Origin of the sequence: Faecalimonas sp. LCP19S3_D12, from assembly GCF_052121495.1 — a bacterium.
Lineage (GTDB): Bacteria > Bacillota > Clostridia > Lachnospirales > Lachnospiraceae > Faecalimonas.
The window spans coordinates 39,164-60,890 of sequence record NZ_JBQKED010000011.1 but is presented as its reverse complement, the minus strand read 5'-3'; the positions used below and the strand labels follow the sequence as shown (position 1 = coordinate 60,890).

General features: G+C 41.7%; 16 protein-coding genes and 4 tRNA genes. All 20 read right to left on the bottom strand.

The window, feature by feature from the left end:
- Window positions 1–174: 174 nt before the first annotated feature.
- Window positions 175–1,338 carry an FprA family A-type flavoprotein gene (locus ACTQXY_RS04965; protein ID WP_441658542.1) on the bottom strand — a complete coding sequence of 388 codons (1,164 nt, stop codon included), beginning with the start codon at window positions 1,336–1,338 and terminating at the stop codon, window positions 175–177.
- 99 nt (window positions 1,339–1,437) lie between these two features.
- Window positions 1,438–1,524 (bottom strand) — tRNA-Leu (locus ACTQXY_RS04960).
- Window positions 1,525–1,606: 82 nt separating this feature from the next.
- Window positions 1,607–1,688, bottom strand: a tRNA-Tyr gene (locus ACTQXY_RS04955).
- A gap of 72 nt (window positions 1,689–1,760) precedes the next feature.
- A complete protein-coding gene (locus ACTQXY_RS04950; protein ID WP_441658541.1) occupies window positions 1,761–3,791 on the bottom strand; it encodes an alpha amylase N-terminal ig-like domain-containing protein in 2,031 nt (676 codons plus the stop codon).
- Between the two features lie 17 nt (window positions 3,792–3,808).
- Complete coding sequence (gene ftsH, locus ACTQXY_RS04945; RefSeq protein WP_441658554.1) at window positions 3,809–5,626, bottom strand: ATP-dependent zinc metalloprotease FtsH; 1,818 nt, start codon at window positions 5,624–5,626, stop codon at window positions 3,809–3,811.
- A 38-nt stretch (window positions 5,627–5,664) separates the two neighbouring features.
- Complete coding sequence (hpt, locus tag ACTQXY_RS04940) at window positions 5,665–6,192, bottom strand: hypoxanthine phosphoribosyltransferase (protein ID WP_441658540.1); 528 nt, start codon at window positions 6,190–6,192, stop codon at window positions 5,665–5,667.
- A complete protein-coding gene (tilS, locus tag ACTQXY_RS04935; protein WP_441658539.1) occupies window positions 6,168–7,589 on the bottom strand; it encodes a tRNA lysidine(34) synthetase TilS in 1,422 nt (473 codons plus the stop codon). The genes hpt and tilS overlap by 25 nt, the downstream gene beginning before the upstream one ends.
- Window positions 7,590–7,644: 55 nt before the next feature.
- Window positions 7,645–9,057 (bottom strand): SpoIIE family protein phosphatase, encoded by a 1,413-nt coding sequence (locus tag ACTQXY_RS04930; protein ID WP_441658538.1) that lies wholly within the window; start codon window positions 9,055–9,057, stop codon window positions 7,645–7,647.
- Window positions 9,058–9,151: 94 nt separating this feature from the next.
- The gene (locus ACTQXY_RS04925) at window positions 9,152–9,478 is read right to left on the bottom strand and encodes a septum formation initiator family protein (protein WP_441658537.1); all 327 of its coding nucleotides are present in this window, start codon (window positions 9,476–9,478) and stop codon (window positions 9,152–9,154) included.
- A 46-nt stretch (window positions 9,479–9,524) separates the two neighbouring features.
- A complete protein-coding gene (yabQ, locus tag ACTQXY_RS04920; protein WP_441658536.1) occupies window positions 9,525–9,878 on the bottom strand; it encodes a spore cortex biosynthesis protein YabQ in 354 nt (117 codons plus the stop codon).
- A 7-nt stretch (window positions 9,879–9,885) separates the two neighbouring features.
- Window positions 9,886–10,170, bottom strand: a complete 285-nt coding sequence (yabP, locus tag ACTQXY_RS04915) for a sporulation protein YabP (RefSeq protein ID WP_441658553.1) — start codon at window positions 10,168–10,170, stop codon at window positions 9,886–9,888.
- Window positions 10,171–10,284: 114 nt separating this feature from the next.
- A complete protein-coding gene (locus ACTQXY_RS04910; RefSeq protein WP_004613031.1) occupies window positions 10,285–10,524 on the bottom strand; it encodes an RNA-binding S4 domain-containing protein in 240 nt (79 codons plus the stop codon).
- A gap of 99 nt (window positions 10,525–10,623) precedes the next feature.
- Window positions 10,624–10,899, bottom strand: coding sequence for a non-specific DNA-binding protein Hbs (locus tag ACTQXY_RS04905; protein WP_441658535.1), 276 nt, complete (start codon window positions 10,897–10,899; stop codon window positions 10,624–10,626).
- Between the two features lie 198 nt (window positions 10,900–11,097).
- Window positions 11,098–12,831: a phospho-sugar mutase gene (locus ACTQXY_RS04900; protein WP_441658534.1), complete on the bottom strand. Its 1,734-nt coding sequence runs from the start codon at window positions 12,829–12,831 to the stop codon at window positions 11,098–11,100.
- Between the two features lie 48 nt (window positions 12,832–12,879).
- Window positions 12,880–13,884: a CotS family spore coat protein gene (locus ACTQXY_RS04895; protein WP_441658533.1), complete on the bottom strand. Its 1,005-nt coding sequence runs from the start codon at window positions 13,882–13,884 to the stop codon at window positions 12,880–12,882.
- 72 nt (window positions 13,885–13,956) lie between these two features.
- Window positions 13,957–15,300 carry a CCA tRNA nucleotidyltransferase gene (locus tag ACTQXY_RS04890; RefSeq protein WP_441658532.1) on the bottom strand — a complete coding sequence of 448 codons (1,344 nt, stop codon included), beginning with the start codon at window positions 15,298–15,300 and terminating at the stop codon, window positions 13,957–13,959.
- A gap of 79 nt (window positions 15,301–15,379) precedes the next feature.
- Window positions 15,380–15,450 (bottom strand) — tRNA-Gly (locus tag ACTQXY_RS04885).
- Between the two features lie 44 nt (window positions 15,451–15,494).
- Window positions 15,495–15,567: transfer RNA gene (locus tag ACTQXY_RS04880), tRNA-Phe, on the bottom strand.
- 285 nt (window positions 15,568–15,852) lie between these two features.
- Complete coding sequence (locus ACTQXY_RS04875) at window positions 15,853–16,734, bottom strand: YitT family protein (protein ID WP_441658531.1); 882 nt, start codon at window positions 16,732–16,734, stop codon at window positions 15,853–15,855.
- Window positions 16,735–16,893: 159 nt separating this feature from the next.
- On the bottom strand, window positions 16,894–21,600 hold the full coding sequence (locus ACTQXY_RS04870) for a discoidin domain-containing protein (protein ID WP_441658552.1): 4,707 nt from the start codon (window positions 21,598–21,600) through the stop codon (window positions 16,894–16,896).
- Between the last annotated feature and the right edge of the window lie 127 nt (window positions 21,601–21,727).

Here is a 21,727-nt window from a genome sequence, read left to right as displayed (position 1 = left end):
CTAAAGCTGCCGGGGATTAGATGCGGTGCAGCCGGAAATAGATTTTATAATGAAATCTTCTCTTCAAACGCTTCCAAATCTTGTTGGCTTTGAATCTGCTCAAAAATCATAAAGCGTTCCTCCCTCTCTCGGTCTCCCTTGGTTGCGCGGACAAACTTTTGCAGTTTTTCCTCTCTATTGCACCAACACTTCCGCCAATTCTTCCATCACTTTTCTGCTTGTCTCATTGAGTGTGGATTTGATCGTCACTACAGGCTCACAAATTGTAATGTTTTTCATTCCTTCCAAAATCACTTTCATCTGTTTCGCTGCCGAAGGTGCCCAACTTCCGTTTTCAATAATTCCCACTGTACGTTTCTGGTAATTTTTCGCTTTCAAATGATGTAAGAAATCTTCCATACATGGGAATACTCCTGCGTCATAAGAAGCTGCCGCAACAACCAGTTTCGAATAACGGAATGCATCTTCCACAGCCTCTGCCATATCTTCTCTAGAAAGGTCTGCAATCACTACCTTCTTTGCACCCTTTTTCTTTAACATCGCTCCAAACTCTTTTGCCGCTTCTTCTGTATTCCCGTGAATAGACGCATATGCCACAAATACCCCTTCATCTTCTGGTTCATAGCTACTCCATGTGTTGTATTTATCAATATAATACCCAATATTTTCATTCAGAACCGGGCCATGAAGGGGACAAATCATCTGAATATCTAATGTCGCAGCTTTTTTCAGGAGCGCCTGTACCTGTGCTCCATATTTCCCTACAATATTGAAATAATACCTTCTCGCTTCACCTTCCCATGCATCTTCTACATCAAGTGCTCCGAATTTACCAAATCCATCTGCTGAGAACAACACTTTTTGCGACTGCTCATACGTCACCATAACTTCTGGCCAGTGTACCATCGGTGCCATAATAAACTGCAATGTGTGCGTACCCAGGCTCAAAATGTCGCCTTCTTTTACGACAACAGATTTATCTGTAAGATCCACATTAAAAAACTGGGACATGATCGTGAAAGTCTTTGCATTCCCTACAATCTGCATATTCGGAAATTTGTCAATCAATGTCTTTACATTTGCCGCATGATCTGGCTCCATATGAGACACTACAAGATAATCAATCGTCCTTCCAACTAACACACGGTCAAGATTTTCCAGCCACTCTCTTGTTGCTCTTTGATCTACGGTGTCCATCAAAGCAACCTTTTCATCCAAAATCACATAAGAGTTATACGATACTCCATTCGGAATCACATACTGACTCTCAAACAAATCTAAATCTTTATCATCTGCACCAACATATAAAATAGAATCTGTAATTTTCATATCTTTCATTTTGCACGCTCCTTATCTTTATTTCTTTCGGGTATGTCAAATCCATAAAAAAAGAGTGAAAACCTTATTCTTTTAAGACCTTCACTCTCATTCCTTTAATGCCGCAGACCGGAATCGAACCGGTACGGGAGTATAAGTCCCGCAGGATTTTAAGTCCTGTGCGTCTGCCTGTTCCGCCACTGCGGCAAAAGAAAAGTATGGATGGAGAAGGATTCGAACCGTTTTGGTTTTAGCAAACAGTTTACTTCGAATCTGCTTCAACACCTAATGGATGGAGAAGGATTCGAACCTTCGAAGGCGTTGCCAACAGATTTACAGTCTGCCCCCTTTGGCCACTCGGGAATCCATCCATATATGTCAGTCTTTCCTAAGTCTGACAATATATACTTATATCACATTTTTTTTAGAAACGCAATACTTTTTTAAGATTTATAAGTCATAACCACTGCCGAATATTTTCCCATGTTCAGAACGACCTCTCCATCTTCCACAAGATACTGCTCACTGTCCATCTTATATCCATGTTCATAGCTGTATATATTACTCTGCATTTTACATTTCATCGGAATTTCTGCTCTCCATACCGGCACAGTCACTTCACTTAATTCACTTCGATTGTGGATAATGATGATTACCTTTTCTGCTTCTGTAAAACGCCCATACGCCAAAAGATTTTCTTCTCCGAGCAGAATCTCCAGCGAACCATAACGAAGCGCTTCACTCTCTTTGTGAATCCGTATAATATCTTTGTGAAATGCGATCAGTTCATGATTTTCATGCCCCCATGGATAAGTTCTCCGATTATCCGGATCGGTAAAACCACACACACCTGCCTCATCTCCGTAGTAAACCGTCGGAGCGCCAACCCATGTCATCTGCATAATGACCGCCTCACGCATAACCGCCTCATTTGTATATTCGCTTGCTGACTCATATCCCAGCTTGTCAACTCTTCCAACCATATGATTGGTACGCGTCAGGAAACGGGAATGATCGTGGTTAGACAATTCGTTCATCGCCACATACAAAGATGGAGTGAGCATGTTTGCCATATGATATTTCATCGCCTGAATAAAATAATCGGCATTGCCGCGAAGCTCCACACGATCTTCATCACTATGCTTTTCCATTCCAGTCAGGAACCACGTGACCGGCTCCATAAACGCATCATAGTTCATCACGGTATCCCACTCGTCTCCCTGAAGCCATTCACTCGGATCACCATAATGCTCCGCCAAAATAATCGCATCCGGATTTGCCGATTTTACGGTCTCTCTGAACTTTTTCCAAAATTCATGATTGTATTCATTGCTATGTCCCAAATCTGCTGCAACATCAAGTCTCCAGCCGTCAATATTATATGGAGGTGACACCCATTTTTTCCCAATAGAAAGAATATAATTTTCCAGTTTAACAGATTCCTCATAATTCAATTTCGGCAGTGTATCATGCCCCCACCAGCCGTCATAATTTCCATTGTAAGGCCATTCTTCTCCAAAGAACTGGAAGAACTTCCGATATGGACTTTCCTCAGATATATATGCTCCTGGCTCATAGCCATCTGCTCCTTCATAAATCCGCTCACGGTCGAGCCACTTATTAAAGGAGCCACAGTGGTTAAACACACCGTCCAAAATCACCTTCATTCCGCGGCGATGCATCTCCTCCACGAGACGGATAAACAGTCGATTACTCGCTTCTAAATTATCTTTATCCGTCACGCGGCATTTGTATTTTTCAGCATACCGGTTTTCTCTTTGGTCTGCTGTCAGCACAGCACCGCCGTCATTCACGATCACACCAAAATGCGGATCGATATAATCATAATCCTGAATGTCATATTTGTGATTCGACGGAGAAACAAACAGGGGATTGAAATAAATTACTTCGATCCCCAATTCTTGCAGATAGTCCAGCTTTTCCAGCACTCCCTTAAGATCACCGCCATAAAATTCCCGAACTCCCATCAGCGCCGGATATTTATCCCAGTCATCTACCTTTGTACACGGCTCTCCAATATACATATACTCGCCGGACTCTACATCATTATTTCTATCTCCATTATAAAAACGATCCACAAAAATCTGATACATTACTGCGCCTTTTGCCCAATCCGGCGTTGCAAACCTAGGAGCAATGGCAAATGCGTAATATCCGATTATCTCGTTTGTGACACCGTATCTGTTGTAATAACAGATCTCCTCTCCTTTTTGTATCTCAAAGCAATATCGGAATGTATGCTCTCCCATTCTCCAGTTCACTTCATAGAAGTCAAATTCACCCTTTGTATATGCTTTTTGCAAATCATATTTCGCGTCTTTGGTCAAAAGGCGAACGGCATCTACATCATCTTTCGCAGTACGAAAACGCAGCGTGATTACCTCATTTGCATCGGGCTGCGGGGGGATGACATACGCCCCCGTCCCGTCACAAAACAGTGCCTGCTCATTCATATTTCTTATCCTCTTTCCTAAGACTCAGTTATTTCTTCATCAAACAACGCACTAAATTCTTCTCTCGTGATCTTCTCTTTTTCAAGGAGCAGGTCTGCACAAGACTCTAATACATGATTATATTTTTGAATGATTCCTTTTGCATTCGCATAGCATTCATCTATAATCTTCTTCACTTCACGGTCAATCTTTCCTGCAACTTCTTCTCCATATCCTCTTGAGGCGTGACCAAAATCTCTTCCCACAAATACTTCTTCACTGTCGCTGTCGTAGTTGACAAGTCCAAGTTCCTCAGACATACCGAACTTCATAACCATAGATTTTGCAAGTGCTGTAGCCTGCTTGATATCCTGTGAAGCTCCTGTTGTAATATCGTCAAATACAAGTTCCTCTGCAATACGTCCGCCAAGCGCTACGGTAATCTCCTGCAGCATCTTTCCGCGTGTATTGAACATCTCATCATTTTCCGGCAGTGGCATCGTATATCCAGCAGCACCTACTCCGGTAGGAATGATGGATACGCTGTAGACAGGTCCCACATCTGGAAGCACATGGAATAAGATCGCATGCCCCGCTTCATGGTAAGCCGTAATTTTCTTTTCTTTTTCAGATACCACTTTGCTTTTCTTTTCTGATCCGATTCCGACCTTGACAAACGCATGACGGATATCAGACTGTTGGATATATACACGATTCTCTTTTGCCGCCAAAATCGCAGCCTCATTTAACAAGTTCTCAAGATCTGCTCCCGTAAATCCGGAAGTTGTCTGTGCAATCTGCGCCAGATCCACATCGTCACCGAGTGGTTTCCCTTTCGCATGAACCTCCAAAATCTCTCTCCTGCCCTTCACGTCCGGTCTTCCGACCATCACTTTTCGATCAAAACGCCCAGGTCTTAAAATTGCCGGATCCAGAATATCCACCCGGTTCGTCGCTGACATTACAATAATTCCTTCATTTACACCGAAACCATCCATTTCAACAAGAAGCTGATTCAATGTCTGCTCTCTTTCGTCATGTCCGCCACCCATTCCGGTACCACGACGTCTCGCAACCGCATCAATCTCATCAATAAAAATAATACATGGGGCATGTTTCTTCGCGTCCTCAAATAAATCACGCACACGAGAGGCACCAACACCGACAAACATCTCTACAAAATCAGAACCGGAAATCGTGAAGAACGGAACACCCGCTTCTCCTGCCACAGCTTTTGCAAGCAATGTCTTTCCTGTTCCCGGAGGTCCCACCAAAAGAACGCCCTTCGGGATTCTAGCTCCCACCTGAATGTATTTCTTCGGACTTTTCAAGAAATCTACGATTTCTTCCAATTCTTCTTTCTCCTCTTGAAGACCTGCCACCTGCGCAAACTTCACCTGCTTCTCTGAACCATTCGTCATGCGTGCACGGCTCTTTCCAAAGTTCATAGTCTTCGCATTTGCACCGCCGCCCTGTCTGTTCATCATCATAAACAAGAAAATCACAACTCCGACCATCAAAAGTGTCGGAAACATCGTCGTCATAAACCATGACTCTCTAGGCACATCATCAAGTGTACACTTTACATCTGCTTTACTCAACAGTTCCTGTATCTCATTCACATCAGACACATTCAAATATTTGACATCTTCGCTCTGATCCTTCATCTGAATCTCAAGCCGTCCAGTCGGCACCTCTTTATTCTGTCGGATAATGACCGACTCCACATCTCCACTCTGAACTGCCTGCGTAAATTCCTGATACGTATACTCACGCTGCTTCATGTTCATCTGGCCAATAAACCAATACACTAATAAGGCAAGCGCTACAACCATAAAGATTGAAGCACCTCCCATTCCTCTGCTTTTCTTACTATTCAATTCTTAGCTCCTTCCTACTCCACACCTTCTACAACACCGATGTATGGCAGATTTCTATATTTTTGCGCATAGTCAAGTCCGTATCCCACAACAAATTCATCCGGAATATTGAACCCTACATAATCTACTTTTACATCGCGCACACGTCTCTCCGGCTTGTCAAGCAATGTGCAAAGTCTCATACTCTTCGGTCCTCTCTTTGCCAAGATTTCAAGCAGATAAGACAATGTTCTTCCAGAATCAATAATATCCTCCACGACGATCACATCTTTTCCTTCTAATGTCTCATCCAGATCTTTTGCAATCTTTACAACACCACTTGAAGTCGTTCCATCTCCATAGCTGCTCACGCTCATGAAATCCATGGATACCGGAACTGTAATTCTTTTTGCAAGTTCACACATAAAAAACACGCCCCCCTTTAACACACAGATAAGGTGTACCTGTTTCCCCGCATAATCTTCACTGATCTGCTTTCCAAGTGCCTCAATTCTCGCATCTACTTCTTCTTCTGATACTAATACTTTAATTTTTTCTGACATGACTCTTCTCCTTCGTTTATTTGTATTTCTAATATCCTTTTTGTATTCTCAGTTACTCGGCAGACACTGCTCGTACGATAGCCAACAATCCACAATATATGACTGCCCTCAGCAATCAGAGGAATGGTTCCTCTTTTCTCCGCTGAAATCTTCTCATTGATAAAGTAAGACTTCAGTTTCTGCGTCTTTCCCTCGCTATGAATTGTCAGGTAATCGCCCTGTCTTCGCGTCCTAATACTTACCGCGCTCCTTATTATATCATAATCAAACCATTTCGTGTAGACTTTTTCAGAAGGCTCTTTTGTCGCTCGTTCTGCCGCAAACACACGGCTTTTTATTTTCCATCCACACCACTCATAGAGATGTGTTACTCCTTCCTCGCAGCAAAGCCTTTTTTCTTCATTCCCCTGCAATACCGATTTCGCTTTTTTTCTGCAGACAACTCCCTCATATGTCCGTAAAGCTTCCATACCATATGGCAAATCAACCCGCCTTCCAACTTGCTTTTCAAACAAATTCCGAACCATCTGCAAATGTATGGACTCAATATCTTTCTCTTGCTTGCATACTTCTCTCAACACTCTTTTCAACACAAACGGCTGTATCACCTGCGGAACCTTTTGAAATTCACTCTGCCCGATAGCAATCCCTGCCCCCTCTTTCCCAACGCACTGTCTCCACGAAATTTCCGTCTGTTCTTCCAAAAATACTTCGATATCCCGCAGTTGCTCCATCACCTCATTGATGTGGGCAATGGTCTTTTTATTCACCTGCTCCTCAAAATAAGGCAAAATATGATTCCGGATACGATTTCTCATATACGCATCACTCTTATTGGTCTCGTCCACACAAAAGGTAATTCCTTCTTCTTCCAGATATTTCTCAATTTCACTACGCTGTACCGCAAGAAGCGGCCGAATCACATTCCCATTGATAGGACGTATGCCACCGAGTCCTTTCAGACCCGCTCCTCTTGCCACATTCATGAGAAATGTCTCCGCATTATCATTCTCGTGGTGCGCAAGTGCAATCTTTGTTCCACCGTATTCCCGCAATGTCTTTGCAAAGGCCTTTCGGCGCACTTCACGCCCTGCCTCCTCCAAAGATTGTTTCCTTTTTTTTGCAATTAATGCAACGTCTTCATGATAGATTTCACAGGGAATCCGATATCTTTCACAAAACGTTTTTACATATGTCTCATCTGCATCCGCATCTGCCTCCCGCAGTTGATGGTTTACATGAACACAGGCAAGTTCAAAAGGGAGCTCTTTTTGCAACTGTATCAATACAAAAAGAAGGCATATAGAATCTGCACCTCCTGATACGCCTACAATTACCTTATCGCCTTTTTCGAGCATATGCCATTTTTCCACATACCTTCTTATTTTTTCTAACATTATCCACATTTTCCTTTGTAATTATTCACTCAGACTAATTTTATCGTATTCCTTTTTATTTTTCAAGACTCCACATGCCCACAACCATAACCGTCATATCGTCTAAGGGTATCTCTCCGGAACACTCCAGAACCTGCTCTAAAATGTGATGCGCCATCTCTTTTGGGTTGGTTATACTCGTCCCATCAATGATCATTTTCATGATTACTTCCTGCTCTCCGACCGGAAGCGCATCAAGTACCCCATCTGTCACCATCACAACAAAATCTCCATCGCACAAGCTTCGCACAACACGATCCACTTCCAATTTCGGCAAAACTCCTATCGGAAGGCTTGTAGATTTGATTGTCTCTACCTTTCCGGAAAATTTTACAAATGTAGTTGACGCTCCTGCCTTCACAAATTCACACTTTCCACTATACAGGTCAAATACACTCATATCAATTGTGGAAAAACGCACTTCTTCACGCCCCATGACCAATGCCGTATTCAGCATTTGAATGGCAGTTTCTTTTGGAAATCCAGCCGCCAAAAGTTCTTCAAGCATTTCCACAACCATAGCACTTTCTTTGAATGCATCCTCCCCCGCACCCATTCCATCCGAAAGTATGAGCCCCTTTCTGCCTCCCGGCATCTCCATCATTGAAAAGCTATCTCCCGATATTTTATGACATCCCTTTCCGATTTTCGCAATTCCCTGCAGCGTGTGAAAACGCGGACCCTCCACACACGTAATCGTGCAATATGTCTCTCCCAGCACTTGCCTTTCATCACGGTCTGCCACCATCTTTCTTCCGACACATTCTGATATAATCTGCACAAGCTCTTTCGTAGATACACATTGCCCTTTGACGCATTTCGCAGTCACATGAACTTCATATTTTCCATCTTCCGTCACGAAAAACACCGTACTTAAAAGCCTTACCCCGATTTTTGAAAATCTCCCCCGTATTTTTTTCTCCAAATGCTCGTCCGCAAAAATGCTGGCATCCAACTCTCTCGTTGCGTGCTGAATCATCTGCGCAAACGCATCTAACTGTACGGCACACCCTTCCCGATTCTGAGCCATCTTATTATTCCACATCAAATTCTGTCGCGCACCTTTGAATACTTCTAATGCTGTTCGCAAAAAACGAGGTGCCTGCATGCACCTTTTCTGTATCTTTCGCTTTACCTCTGTATTCAATTCCACACCATACTCTTCTATCGTACAAAAAATTTCATGCACCATCTGATAAGTTAAAAACGCCTCTTGTCCAAGGCATACTTCTTTGTTCACACAATTACTACACACTTTCTCATGTACTTTTTCATACATTTCTTCCATTTCTGTTTTTGTAAATAAATCGTGTTTTTTCTCCAATTGCACAAATACCTTTGTTAGCTTTTCCAACGAATGTACAAACTTGTCCATCTGTATCACATATGGATTCACCTGCACAGTCCGTCCACCATTTAACTCCTCCATCACGAAATAACCCCTTTCTAATACATCTATATACACAAAAAGAATGTGTTTAAAACACATTCTATCTTTTGTATGATATTATGAAATTTTCTTATTATGACTCTGGCTCAAACAAAATCTCATTCTCATATATAAGCCCCAGTTTATCTTTGGCAACATCTTCTATGTAGGAATCTGTTCCAGCGTACTCTTCAAATTCTTCAATCTCTTCTGTGCGCGCTTTTTCCTTCTTCAATTGTGCCATAAGCTCCGCTTCTTGCTGCTGATAGCGTCTATTCTTTGACAAAAGCGATATACTTCCCACAGATAGTATAATTGTCAGCAACAGAATCACACCGCATATCGAAAGAATACTCGCCTTGTGACGGCGCATCCTCATCCGCTGACGTTTGTTGCGATTTTTCTCTTTGATACTTCCCATTATTTTACACCCTTATAAACCTATTTTTCGTCCCAATATAGTTATATTACCTTGTTTCAATTGATTTATCAATAGATTTTTCGTCTTTTTCACGAATCCTTATTCTCCATTTTCTTCTAATTTCAGACAGAACATGCAGTACAAAAAAAGTGAAAATCCCTCCAATCACAACACCTATGGTAAAAAACCAGCGAATACTACCATCACTAGTGTTATAAATCTTCTTAAACAAATATGCTCCGACCCAAATCCAAAAGAAAAAATCTTCTAAAGAAATAAAAAACAGACTATGTCTTATAAGTCTTCTAAAAATACGGATGCACGTATATACCAAAATGACAATATTTCCGGCTAGCATCGCCTGCAAAAAAATAGACATTTCATCACCGATTCCAAGCATAGCTCACCTACTTAAATAATTTTGCTAAAAAATTCTCACCCTGTCCGGCATTTTGCTGAACATCTGAATATGTAATACTGTCGATGTGACCTGACAGATCCACTTCCCCTTTTTCCACACTCAGACGGTTCACGTGTAAATCTTTTCCTTTTACCATAAGCATGCCCTGATCTGTCTCCAATAATATCTCATTCAAATCAAACGACAGCACATCAAGCACTCCTGTGACCATACTTGTCTTTCTATTATTCACCACCAGCTTATGAGGTTTTTGGACTTGTTTTTCTTCCAAGATTTCACAACCTTTCTCCATATTTCAGACTGCTGCCGGTATACTTACCGGAAGTAATATCAAACTTTGATATATCCTAATTATATGAACGGCTATGCTATATTATGACTGTTTTTATAAATATTTAAACAAATCTTTTGCTTCTTCTTTCTTTGTCGTATCCTGAATGTCCAACACTTCCACTTTTACATTCTTTGTTCCAAATTGAATCTCAATAACATCTCCCGGCTTTACTTTGACGGATGCTTTGGCTACATTTCCATTCACAAGCACTCTCCCCGCATCACACGCCTCATTCGCCACTGTTCTTCTTTTGATCAATCTTGATACTTTTAAAAATTTGTCCAATCTCATCTTTTCTTCTCCACCTTTATTTTTCTTTTTTCTATAACTGTTATTTAACAGTTATAGAAAAAAGAATGTGCCAAGCACATTCTTTTTCATGAACATTTATTATGCATTTACAGCATCTTTTAAAGCTTTTCCAGGTTTGAATTTTGGAACTTTGCAAGCCTCAATCTTCATTGTCGCACCTGTCTGAGGATTTCTTCCTTCTCTTGCTGCTCTTTCGCTTACTTCAAATGTTCCAAATCCAACTAACTGAATTTTTTCACCTTTCTTCAATTCTTCTTCCACTACGTCCGTGAAAGCTTTTAAAGCCTTTTCTGCATCTTTCTTTGACAATTCTGCTTTCTCAGCGATTGCTGCAATAAATTCTGTTTTGTTCATGGATTATGTTCCTCCTCTTATTTCAAACATAGAATGTATTTGTCAATAAATTCTATCGGTTTCTTTGCATGTTTCACACGCTTTTTCTGTATGAATATGCCTTTAAATACTGTTATACCTTTTCACTCGTCTTTTGTCAAGTGTATTTGCCCACTTTTCCTTGTTTTTTCGGGGTTTTTAGGCACTTTTCACACCCTTTTATAGCATTTTATCAATCATCGCCAGAACTTCTTTTCCAAGCGCTTCTGATTTGGCATCTGCATCCTCTAAAGAAGTGCCTTTTACACCATAATAGAATTTTACTTTTGGCTCTGTTCCCGATGGGCGCACACATAACCATGCGTCATCTGTCAGGTCATAATATAAGACATTGGAGTTTGGAAGTCCCGTTCCTGTCATCTCACCTGTCACAAGATCCTTGATTGTATCAGCCTGATAATCTCTTGCTTTCAACACTTCATATGCACCGATTTTTGTAGGAGGCTCTTTGCGCAGTGTCTCAAGGATTTCCTGAATCTTTGCCAAGCCTTCAATTCCTTTTAATGTAATGGCCTGAATATCATCCTTGTAATATCCAAATCTCTCATACATATCAACCATGGCATCCCAAAGTGTCATACCTTTTGTCTTATAGTATGCAGCTGCCTCACACAGTGCCATCGTCGCAACAATTGCATCTTTATCTCTTGCATGGGTTCCAATCAGACAACCATAGCTTTCCTCAAATCCGAATAAATATGTGCCTTTTTTACTCTGCTCAAAACCGAGAATCTGCTGTCCGATAAACTTAAATCCTGTCAGAACTTCGATCAATCCTGTACCATATCCTTTTGCAATCGCATCTGCCATATTTGATGTCACGATTGTCTTGATCAGATAACCGTCTTCCGGCAGTCCCACGGTCGCTTTTCGTTGTCCAATCTCATAATCCGCAAGCAGACATCCTGACATATTCCCTGTCAGAACTTTATATTCTCCGGATTTACTGTCTTTCACATATACACCGAGACGGTCTGCATCCGGGTCTGTCGCCAGAACAAGATCCGCATCTACTTCTTTTGCCAGTTTTAATCCCAACTCAAATGCTTCCTCAGCCTCTGGGTTCGGGTAAGAGACTGTAGGAAATTCTCCATCTGGTAATTCCTGCTCTTTTACAACATATACATTTTCAAATCCAAGCTCTTTTAAAATACGTCTTGCCGGGATATTGCCTGTTCCATGAAGGGGACTGTAAACAATCTTTAATTCTTTCCCCATCTCTTTGATCGCGTCCCAATGGATTACCTGCTTTTTCAATTCTTCCATATAAGCGTCATCAATCTCACCGCCGATCACCACATAAAGTCCTGCTGCCTTAGCCGCCTCCATTGTCATCGTCTTCACAGTATTGAAATCAGTCACTTTTTTCACTTCATCCATGATTCCTTTATCATGAGGAGGCGTGATCTGAGCCCCATCTTCCCAATATACTTTATATCCGTTATATTCCGGCGGGTTGTGACTTGCTGTAATATTGATTCCCGCAACACAATTCAACTTTCTTACCGCATAGGAAAGTTCCGGTGTCGGGCGGAGTGATTCAAATACATACGCTTTGATTCCATTTGCATTCAGACACAAAGCTGCCTCATCTGCAAACTCTGGCGACATTCTTCTTGAATCATATGCGATTGCCACGCCTTTTTCCTGAAGTCCTTTTTGCAAAATATAATTTGCAAGTCCCTGTGTTGCTTTTCTCACTGTATAGATATTCAAACGGTTTGTTCCTGCACCGATCACGCCGCGCAACCCCGCTGTTCCAAACTCTAAGTCTTTATAAAATCTTTCTTTTATCTCATTCTCATTATCTGCAATTGCTTTTAATTCCTGTTTCGTCTCTTCATCAAAATATGGATTTGTGAGCCACTCTTGATATTGTTCCTGATAATTCATACCATTTGTTCCTCCTTCGCTTTATCGCTACTATTATACACCAGCATTTTATAAATGAAAAGAAAATATCGTCTCTAAAAAATGTTTCTTTTCATCCATCTGACGAATTGCCATCTCTAATTTTTCAACACTCTTTGTAGGAATCCACGCTTTACTGGAACGATAATAGGAATTTGCAGCCTTCCAAAATTTCTCTGGATAAGATAAACTAATCGCAAGATACTCTAGTTCATGCTTTCCAAGTGACATAATCTGACTATAGGCATCGATTATTTTATCTCCAAGCAAAATATTCCACCGATTCTTTTCCATTGTCTTTCTGATGAAATAGTACAGATCTGCCAACTGCACATCCTGATGGAAATGCTCAAAATTTGTTGTTGCAATTCCATCCTGCATCATCAGAACATTGTGATAATTGTATTCACCATGCGTGATCGTTGTTTTCTCTTTGCTTTGCTGTACCAGCAACTCATATTCAGAATTTTCCAATCTGGCGCTCGCACTCTGCGCCCAATCATACATCGCATCAAAATGTTTTAAAAACGCCAGTTCGAACTCACCTTTTCCCACTTTCCCGCGGATAAACGCCCGCACCTTTTTCATCTCACGGTTATGTCTGCAGTACTCCTTTCGCAAATCCTCACCTTCCATAACAAAGGTCTCCGATTCCTCACCGAAATCAATGGGTTCTCGCAAAACTTTATGCAGTTTTGCAAGATTTTTTGTCGCCCCCACAATTTCCTGCTCTTTTCGGATATCGCATTCTTTTCCGTCATACCAACGTTTGACCACATACTTAATCCCATCTTCTGATGTGCTGAATAATTCATGCTCTTTATTTTCTATGACCTCATCTACCCTGTCACATCCATTTTCCATCATGTGTGCATATAATTTGTGCAACATCGGAATTCTTTTTTCCGAAATCATAAGCTCCCTGAGCACAAAGAGTCCCTGATTCGTAGTACATAAAATAGCACCCCTGATTCTGCGGGTGCTTTTTATATCTATATCATATTGATCCAACACACTTACTTCATTCTCTTTCATCGTTGCCCCCTACATTCATTATTTCCTATTCTCTCTAAATGTATGACGGACATCTTGTAAGTATGTGCATTTCTACAAAAGAGTTTCCTCGCGCAGCTTCCTGCTTTGCTCCAATAAAATCTCCTTTGTATTGTATTCCGGCTGCTCAATCACAAGCTCCAACAACGCCTGCAAGACGGCGCCAATCTGTTTTCCAGGCTGCATACCATCCGCAATCAGATCGCTCCCCGTAACTGCTAACATCTTCAGAGAAACACACTCTTTTTTCTTCAGAATCTCTTTGTAGCATCGCTCGATTCCTGCAATATTTGAAAGCTTCTCCTCGCGCATATATTCACTTTGTGCCATTGTATCCGCTTTTCTGACCTCCAGATAACACGGAAATAATTCTTCACCGATCTTATTCATGGCTCTTCTGACGTTCTTCGGCTGTGCGGGCATGCGATAATCATGATACTGCACAAGTTTTGTCACTTTTCCAAGTGTATCATTATCAAACTTCAGTCTCTTCAAAATTTTTTTTGCAACTTCCGCTCCTTTTACATCATGCATCTTAAAATGTGCAACACCGTCTGCGTCCACCGTCTTCATCTGCGGTTTTGCAACATCGTGAAGCAGCATCGTAAGTCTCAAGACCTTATCAGCTCTGACCTGTTCGACCGCCTTCAACGTGTGCATTCCTACTGAATACATATGATGCGGCGTCTCCTGACCTGTCCGCATCATCTCATCAAATTCCGGAAGAATCACTTTTGTAATTCCAAGCTCATATGAAAGCGCCAGCAAACCCGGATTCGGCGATACAAGCATCTTGACTAATTCCACCTGAATCCGCTCTGCACTGATATTTGCAAGCGTCGGTGCAAGTTTTCGAATCCCTTCCATCGTCTCCTCTTCAATCCGGAATCCAAGCTGTGCCGCAAATCGCACTGCGCGCAAAATCCGAAGTGCATCTTCCCCAAAGCGCTCCCTCGCATCGCCCACACAACGGATCACCTTTCGCTCCAGATCTTCGATTCCGCCGAAAATATCCACCAGACCTTCCTCTTCATTATATGCCATCGCATTGATCGTAAAGTCTCTTCTTAAAAGGTCTTCCTTCAGACTTCGTGTAAACACAACCTCCCTCGGATGTCTGCTGTCCTCATATTCTCCATCCACACGGTATGTTGTCACCTCGAACGCCTCTTTGTCGACCAGCACCGTAATTGTCCCGTGCTCAATCCCTGTATCAAATGTTCTCCTAAACAGTGCTTTCGTCTCATTCGGGGTCGCCGACGTCGTAATATCCCAGTCATCAGGCACTCGTCCCAAAACAGAATCTCTCACACAGCCACCAACCGCATACGCCTCGTAGCCGTTCTCCTTCAATTTGTTGATAATAAAATTTACTTTCTCAGGCAAAAAAATTTTCATATGCACTCCTTCGAGTTCCTTCGACTTCACAAAACTCACTGCAATTCGTCTCATTTTCCATATAAATGGATAGCAAAAAAGCGGGTGATGGGAATCGAACCCACGTATCTAGCTTGGAAGGCTAGTGTTCTACCATTGAACTACACCCGCATGTTACGTATTATATTATTAAGCTTAAGCAACTTTTAAAAGTATGCCCAGAGCCGGAATCGAACCAGCGACACGAGGATTTTCAGTCCTCTGCTCTACCGACTGAGCTATCTGGGCTTCTGTATCCTTTTTAGCTGTTCCTTAACACAAGTGATATATTATCAAAGGTAAGCTAAAAAGTCAACACTTTTTTCAAATTTTTTCATTTTTTAATTTTTTTACTATAGCGTTACTATTTAGTTACAGTTCACTCCACGCCATTCGCAAAACGCACTTTCAGTGCTTTTCCGCTGCAAGCAGCTATTTTTGCTCATAAACAGGCGTTCCCTTCATCAGTCTACAGCAAATGAGTCCTCATGCAAGCATGAACTCATTTACTATTGACTGATGTGTGAACTGTTACTAAATATTATGTTTATGAAGTGTAAATCCCCTGCCCATCACTTCATTTACCTGATTGATGATCATGAAGGCTTTCGGGTCAATTTCCAACACAAGTTGATTGAGCTTTGGCATCTCACGGTTGGACACTACCGTCAATAGCGCCATAGACTCTTTCCGCAAATATCCGGATTCTGTTTTGAGGAATGTAGAACCGCGGTCAAGCTTTTGCTGAATCGCTGTATTGATCTCTTCATAATGATCGCTGATAATCTTCACCTGCATCTGGCTCTTTCCATTTACAAGCACTTTATCCATAACCGTTGTGTAAATCATCACAAGAAGAATACCATATAAAATCTTCTCTCGATCACGAAATACCATCTGCCCGATCAAGATCATAAAGTCAAACGCATACAATCCCACAGAAACCGGAATCCCCAATTTCTTATTTAAGATCAATGGCGGAATATCGACACCACCCGTGGAAGCTCCCGCTTTGATGACAACTCCGATTCCGACTCCAATCAAAAGCCCCGCAAATATCGTACTGAGCAGAGGATCTGTCGTCAGTCCCTGAAGCGCATCTACTCTTTGAAGCACTCCCAGTATAAACGGAAAATAGAACGTACTGATCAGTGTTGTCAGCGCAAACGAAATACCGAGCAGCCATATTGCCAGTAAAAACATCACAACATTAAACACTGCCGCAAAGACCTCCACCGGAATTCCCGCAAAATGGTTTGCGATCAAACCAAGTCCTGTCGTTCCTCCGGTAATCAGTCCCATCGGCAGTACAAATGCAACAATTCCAAAACAATACGCCGTATTCCCAAATATTACCCAAAATAGTTTTTTCCAGTCAAAAACATTCTTCAACTCCTTTTTCCACTCTGTTTTCATCTGAATCCCCCTTATCCTTTTATCCATTTAATTTGTTAAAGAGAAAAAGAAAAGCAGGTATTCACCTGCTTTTCCTACTATCTGTCAATTTGAAATTTTTATACTCACTCCAAATATAACTTGTCATGTTCTTTCTCTTTTCTTCTGAACTTTATCTTTCTATAATGTATCATCTTTTCCCCAAAGATTCAAGAACATTTTCCGTCTCATAAGGACAACAATTGCCAAAAGTGAAAGTAGAAATGCTGCCATAACAGAAACATTTACACTGTCTCCTGTTGCTACCGCTCCGTTCGAAGAACCACCATTTGACGTACCGGATGTTCCGTTGTCCGGTGTTCCTGCTATTCCGCCACCGTTTTGCTGTTTCAGAACAAGGTTACCGATTGCTGCTTCAATTGCATCTGCATAGGCATCTACCTCTTTTTGCTTTGATCTTGGCAGATTCTCATCTATGCCTGCAAGCACATCTTTCAAATCTTTCACACTGTCATCTGTATAGACACTTAAGTCTGCCGGAATCTTTGCTTTCGCTTCATTCACTTTCGTGTAATCTGCAAGCTGCACAACCAGTTTCGCCTCTGCATTTTCAAATGCTGCTTTTGCGTTTTTGAACTCTTCCTCTGTTGTTGTCTTAGCATCCAGCTCCATCAATGTGTCGTATGCTGCTTTATACGCTGCATAGCTTGCATCCGTATAGTCCTCTGCCGGTGTCTTCAGGACGATAGAATCACGATACTCATCCATGCCTGAAGCAAGTTTTTCCAAACCTTTTATTGCTGCACGAATCGCTTCTGCTCCTTTCGCAACAGATTCTTTTGTCCCGTCTGTTTTCAGCGCTTCCGCTGCCGCAACAGCATCCTGTAATACTTTATAACTGTCTGCTGTATAATTCTCTGCGTTGTATTTTTCTGACTCTGCAATAGCAGCTTTCAGATCCACAATACTTACAAGAGCTTTTTCCGCTTCACGCATCGCCGCGATATTGGCTTTGTCAAGCTCTGCATCTCCTTTGGACATATCTTTTTCAGCTTTTGCAATCGCCTGAGAAAGAATGTCATAGCTTGCACTTGTATAATCATCTTTGTTCAGTTTCCTGAGTTCGTCGATCACTTTTTGGACATTGCTCTCACTGCCTTCTGCGAGCACTAAACTCTCCACCGCTTTATCTAACGCTTTAATGATATCTGCCACCTGATCTTTCGTTCCGTTGTTCAGATATCCTTGCGCTGTCTTCACAACATCCTGAAGTGCTGCCCAGCTGTCTTCTGTGTAGAGTGTTTCATCTTTCTTCGCAATCTCTGCAAGTTTTGCATTCAGCGCCTCTGTGTTTACAAGCCCCTGTTTTGCCTGTTCAAATACATTGCGTGCCTCATAAATTTCTTTTGGATTCTTGCGTTCTGCTTTACCGGCTTTCACAATTGCATCCAATGCTGTTTTTGCAGTTGTGTATGACTTGTAAGATTCCTTTGTGTAGTTCGTCTCGTCATATACCGGCGCATTCTGGAGTTCCGATTCTGCAAGTTCTCTCTGGACAAGTGAGTACTGTAATGCGTTTTCTACCTCTTGGAGTTTTGCAAGCAAATCTGCTACTTCTCTCTCAGAGATATTTTCTTTGTCTTTTAATCCCTCTTCAATTTGAGCTATCACCGTTTCATAGGCTGCATAGGTTCTTGCTGAATAAATCTCTACATAAACAGGCTGTTCTTCTGTTCCCACATTTTCTTTTCCTGCTTTCTGATTTTTCAGCGCATTCTCTAATGCAGTCACATCACCTTTGGCAACGGCATCTTTGTGTGCAGAAAGAAGTGCTTTCTCTGCCATGTCTACTACTTCCTGTGTCACATATTCATTTGCTGCGATTTCTTCTGCAACCGCTTTTGCATCTTTAACTGCCTGTTTGCTGTCTGCAGTCCAATTATCTGCGATTGGTTTTTTGATCGCCGCATTCAGCGCATCTTTATTGACCATTGCTTTTTCTTTTTCATTTGTCTTTATAATAGAAAGCTCTGGAATATCCTTTTCCCATGTTACAATGATTTCCAAAATCTGGCTGTCTTTTGCCACTGCAAATTCATTGATTGTCTGATTCAATTCTCCAATTGTAACCGCTTCCTGTTTCTCACCATTCTTGTAAAGCACAGCCTTTACAGTTGCGTTGGAAACCTTTCCGTTTTGGATTATACGGATTGTTCTCTGGTTCGGTTCGCTGACACGGTATGTAAAGGAACCATTTTCAGCTGACGGCTTATACGTTGTTGTAAAGTCCCCATCAAACATATTAGACGGAATCTTTCCTGCTTCCTCTGTCACCTCTGACACTACATCACGGTTAGATTCTGTTGTCATATATGCGCCGCCATTGATCTGCAACTCATACAATTCAACCCATCTTTCTGTGTATGTTGTCAATGGCACGATTCTTAAATAACGTCCGGATGCGCTAAGTCCTGCTGCCTCCGCATACATGTTTCCAGGGTTTGTTGTATCATGTTTCAGGTAATCAACGTCTTTTGCTGTAGTTGAGCTTGGCAAGTTCACTGCTCCTGCATTTCCGACTTCCAGAATCTTTGTCCACTCGTTATCCGGGGCATCTTTTCTGTCTGCCACTTCAAATTTTGCATGTCTTAAAAAGTCCACGCTTGTCTCTTTCATATAGTATCTGAAAGATTTGAAATCTACTGTCTGCCCAAGATCAAACACAATCTTTTTACCTGCATCCTGTGTTCCTGTGATTTTTCCGGATGTGGCAAGATTTCCATCAAATAAGTTATTGACTTTTCCGGTTGCTCTTAAATCCTCTGCGGAACTATTCTGCGCGAAATCACTCTCTACTGCCTTTTCCCCGATAAATGCATATGTCACATCAAATTTACTGATCGTAACTTTTTGTGTGTCATTTCCGGCATTGTAAAGTCTTACATATCTTGCATCTTCCAAAACTTTCGCATCTACATCTGTCCAACTCACACCGTTCATAGAACTTTGCAGTTTAATATTTGCATTCTGTCCTGCATTGACAGCAATCTTCTCAATCGCTTTGACATTCTTTAAATCTACACCGATGTACTGTCCTTTTTCTAAACTGATTGTTCCTGGAATCAGTGAAGAGACACCTTCTTCCATCTGACCAGCCATTCCATGATTTTTTACATTTGTATAGACATTCTCTGTGGTTCCTGCCTGAGACATCTTCTGTGTCACTGTAAACTCAGAGAATTTTGCCCAAGAACCTTTTTGCTCTAAATTGCGAATACGGATATAACGGGCTGTCACACCATTCAAATTAATATCCAGCACATCTTTTCCTTCTGCTTTCCCGGTGTATGCTTCATATCCTTTTACCGGAGTCCAATTTTTATTATCTACAGATGTCTCAACTGCATATTTTACAATCTTATCTCCCCCGTCATATCCAACTACGATGTGCGCTTTGTCTAATACCGCCTCTATTCCAAGGTCATACCCGAGGAAGTCATCTTTCATCACATCATCTGTCGTTGAATTACCACTTCCATCTGGATCGTACCAAACATATGTATTGTCATCTCCATCATAAAGGCTGGATTCTTTTCCCTGAGATACTGTCCAGCGGTCTGTCTTCATCACCTTATATGTAATCGGAGTTGTCGCATTCTTTGGCGCACGGATATCTAATTCACCAACACGCACCCACCCTGCTGTCTGCTCTTTGTTTACAATTCGGATTGCTTTGATCTTCTCGCTTGTTGTAAAGTTCACCGTCTGATCTTTTGCGTTTGTCAGTTCTCCTGCTTTTTTCCAATTGTTCTGCCCGTTTACGCTGTACTGTACTTCCGCTTTCTTGAACACATCATTCGCCGCTGATTGTCCCTGTGTCAATCTCACGCTTCCAATCTGTTTTGCTTCCGGCAAAGTAACCTGAATATAAGCACCATTGGCAATCGTTTCCTTATCTGTTCCTTCATATGGTCCTTTTGCAAGCCATGCTTCTGTGGAAAGATCACCATCAAACATTTTTGCATCTGTATGGTCAGCTCCCTGTGTGGAAATTCCACTGAATGTCACGGTTCCGGTATAACGCTCTGTCTCTGTTGGAGCTTCTTTTTGATTGTTGATCTGAATTTCACGAATCTCAAGCCAGCAGTCATTTTTGTTCGCCTCTGTCACAATCAATCTGATTCCTTTCGCCTTCAGATCTTTCGGAAGATTTTCTTCCTCCACACTGATATCCTGAACTTTTCCCTGTTCTCCGGTAAAGTTGTTATCCATTCCTTCCAAAGTCAAGTCTGTCCAAGTTCCATCTTCTGCCATGTACTGCAGTTTTGCATGCTCAAAATGATCTTTTCCTGCTCCAAGCACAAAACGAATGCTGTCCACATCAATCATTTTGTTGTATTCCACACCGATATAATCGTCTTTTGAAAGTGAGTTCGGATTTTTGTAAATCACTTTTGTGGATTCATCGCCGTCAAAGAGATTCTCTTTCGCTCCTTCCGGTGTATCTTTTCTGCTTGTGATAAACTTCTGAATCACTTTATCCGGGTTGATTGCGGTCTCCGCCTTTGCAGATACATATTCCGCCAATGTATTGATAAACGGAACGATGTGTTGTACACCAACCTCTGCATATTCCTGATGATCTACATATAAAAAGTCATGTGTTTTTGATCGGTCAAATGCTGTCTTTCCGGCTGTATTGTAATTGATCACAGCTGACACATCACCTTCCAGATCACTCTTCACACCGTTTAAATATGCAATTGCCGCTTCTGTTGTGTCGTCCCAGCAGTCCAGCCAGTATACAATCTGCCCTTTGATCGCTTCATTTCCGCTGGCACGATATGTTTTGGCAGCTTCTTTGAGCAGTTCAAATTCTTCAATCATTGCGTCCACATCAGCTGCTGTAAGTGTCTCCGCTTCCAGTTTTTCTTTAAATGCATTTAACTGTTCTTTCAATACTACGGATTCCTGCAATGCTGTAACACGGGAATCCATTGCCTGATTGATCATA